This window comes from Aquifex sp. (assembly GCF_056494385.1).
This window is the reverse complement of record NZ_JBSLZM010000064.1, coordinates 1-2,560: the sequence shown is the minus strand read 5'-3', so window position 1 is coordinate 2,560 and position 2,560 is coordinate 1. Positions and strand designations below refer to the sequence as shown.

Annotated in this window: 2 protein-coding genes and 1 pseudogene; 2 read left to right on the top strand and 1 reads right to left on the bottom strand. The window is 39.7% G+C overall.

What is annotated here, in order from left to right; genetic code table 11:
- Nucleotides 1-111: 111 nt before the first annotated feature.
- Complete coding sequence (locus ACWB1W_RS05000) at nucleotides 112-1,041, top strand: sulfurtransferase (RefSeq protein WP_479370289.1); 930 nt, start codon at nucleotides 112-114, stop codon at nucleotides 1,039-1,041.
- On the opposite strand, the gene ACWB1W_RS04995 is transcribed toward ACWB1W_RS05000, so the two are convergent.
- Nucleotides 1,015-1,248, bottom strand: a complete 234-nt coding sequence (locus ACWB1W_RS04995) for a tetratricopeptide repeat protein (protein WP_479370288.1) — start codon at nucleotides 1,246-1,248, stop codon at nucleotides 1,015-1,017. The genes ACWB1W_RS05000 and ACWB1W_RS04995 overlap by 27 nt on opposite strands.
- 1,087 nt (nucleotides 1,249-2,335) lie before the next feature.
- Here ACWB1W_RS04995 and ACWB1W_RS04990 point away from each other — a divergent pair.
- Nucleotides 2,336-2,560: pseudogene (locus ACWB1W_RS04990) on the top strand (ribonucleotide-diphosphate reductase subunit beta); the annotation flags it as partial.

The window sequence follows — 2,560 nt, the reverse complement described above, 5'->3', positions numbered from 1 at the left end:
CGATTTTCTCAAGAAAAGGTTAGAGGAAGCCGGTCTACTCGGAGAAATAAAGATCGTAAAGGTGGTTCTTTGGGAAACAGCAACCTCAAAAGCGGAGTATAAGGGGGAGTAATGAGGGTTTTAGTTTTACTTTTTATTCTATTCGGATTTTCTTTTTCCTTTCCAAAGCTCGTTTCACCCGAGTGGTTGTACAAACATCTTGAGGACAAAGACCTCGTAATACTTGAGTTCGGAGACACCCAGAGCTACCTCCTTGAAGGACATATACCCGGAGCAAGACTTACCGAGAAGGAAGAGTGGAGGGTAATGGACCAAAAAACGGGAGCACTTGTCAGGAAAAAGATTGAAGAGTATGAAGAGATGTTCAGGAAATGGGGGATAAACAACGATACGAAAGTTGTCATTTACTACAAAGGAAATGCAAAAAACGAGATATTGGGAGCGGTTTACGCTTACTGGATATTTCACCTCCTCGGACACGAGAAGGTGGGCATACTTGACGGGGGTTGGAGTTCCTGGATTAAGAAGAATTATCCCGTATCCTACGATGAACCCGTAGTTAGGAGGGGAAGTTTTAAGGCGAACTACAACCCCTATAAAGAAGTTAATTGGAAATACGTTTACGAAAACATAGGTAAAATTCCCATAATTGACGGGAGACTTCCCGAGTTTTACTTCGGAATAGGAAAGTTTCCGGCGGCTAAGAAATACGGACACATACCCTGTTCCGTTCCCTTTTCCTGGGAGTGGTGGGTAAAAATGGACAAGAACACGGGAAAGTTATACATAGAGTTCCCGCGGTATGCGAAAAAATTCCTCAAAAATCAAGGGATTAATGAAAAAGACGAAGTTATTCTTTTCTGTTTTGGTGGAACGGGTGCAGCCTTCGTTTACTGGGTTATGGACGTTGTAGGATACAAGGGGATGAGAGTTTACGATGCGTCAAAGAGGGAGTGGGAATACCTAAACCTTCCCCTAAACAGGTATGTATGGGAAACCTTTAAGGACTGCAGACTAAACCTCGTAAATCCTGTCAAGTAGCTCGTTTGCCTTCTCCTTATCAAGGTTCTTTAACTTCTTGTAAACTTCTCTGGCCTTATCTATCTTTCCCGCTCTAACGTAAGCAACGCCGAGCTTAAAGAGAAGCTCGGGGTCCTTTGGTCTGCTTTTTAGCTCTTCTTCAAGCTCTTTGGCGAGCTTTTCAACGAGTCCTTCCGCCATCTTACTGAATATTCCCTTCCTTAACATAAATCTTTAAGATATTCCCCCTTTTACTTCCTTGTATGATATCAACTTTTTAGAAACTATTGGCAGAATATAATCAAATGAATAGAGAACGTCAAGTTAAGTGTAAAGGAGAATAAAGATATGGGCGGGAAAGTAGGACGATACAGATAATATAAACTTGTTTCAAGAAGATGGAGAAAAGACAAAGAATTCCGGCCGGAATCTCCTATATCATATTAAATCTCCACTCCCCCACGGCTAAACTCGGCATTCTCAAACTCCGTATTTGAGGGGGAAATAACGGAAACAAAACTCAGAATACTGATAGACGGGTTAAAGGAAGCCCTTGATAAAGAAGTACTACGAGAGGTTGAGTATAGGCATAGATAAGCCTTCCCGTGATGATATGTTTATTTAGTAAGTATTAACAAGCTTAAAGGATTAAAGAAGCCTAAAAATTAGGGAATAAATATTTTATCCCCTTGATTTTCAGGCGGTCAATGAACCCCATAAAATTTATATTAGTTCTAACTAACCGGAAGTTTTAAAATTTAAGGTTTTGCTTACAAAATCAACAAGTGTGAACCTCCCGGGATTTTGGGGAGATTAGAGGTTCACGGGAAATAAACTCCACTTGACGACTCTTAAAGAATTCTATAAAATTTAAGTGTGGCCATTGAGCCACAGGGGCTTCTTGTCAACTGAATAAGGTAAGTCGTAGGCTGGTTTGTTAGGTACCTATAAGGGATTGAAACTTGACATCTTGAACTGGATGGTCTGACTGTGCGAGTGTGTTTGTTAGGTACCTATAAGGGATTGAAACCATCATCTATCTTGTATGTCCAACTCAGATAATCCAAGGTTTGTTAGGTACCTATAAGGGATTGAAACCCGTGAGTTCGTAGTAAGTTTTTCTGTCCCGGGTAAGGTTTGTTAGGTGCCTATAAGGGATTGAAACAGAATCTTTTGAGTTTTTTCAAAAAGTTTTTTAAAGTTTTCTTGTAATAATGATATAGACTTTCAATTTCAGTATATATTAAATGCTGGTCTATTCAGAGGTAGGCTGTTAAAATTAAAACCCAGGGTTCTTTTTCGGAGGTGGTGAAAAATGGTAGAGAACGAAAAAAAAGCTTTCGTGAGAAAGCTCATCTTTAATCCTCAAGGAGATAGAGAAGCTCAAAAGAGAAAGATAATAAAGGGTAACCCGACAAACATACTTGAGCTCAATGAAATTAAGTATAAATGGGCTTATGACCTCTACAAAACTATGGGCTTTACCAATTTCTGGATACCCGAAGAGATACAAATGCTCGAAGATAGAAAACAGTATGAA

Excerpts from the sequence above, each read along its gene's own strand:
- ACWB1W_RS04995 (WP_479370288.1), bottom strand. The coding sequence starts at position 1,248 with ATGTTAAGGAAGGGAATATTCAGTAAGATGGCGGAAGGACTCGTTGAA.
- ACWB1W_RS05000 (WP_479370289.1), top strand. The coding sequence starts at position 112 with ATGAGGGTTTTAGTTTTACTTTTTATTCTATTCGGATTTTCTTTTTCC.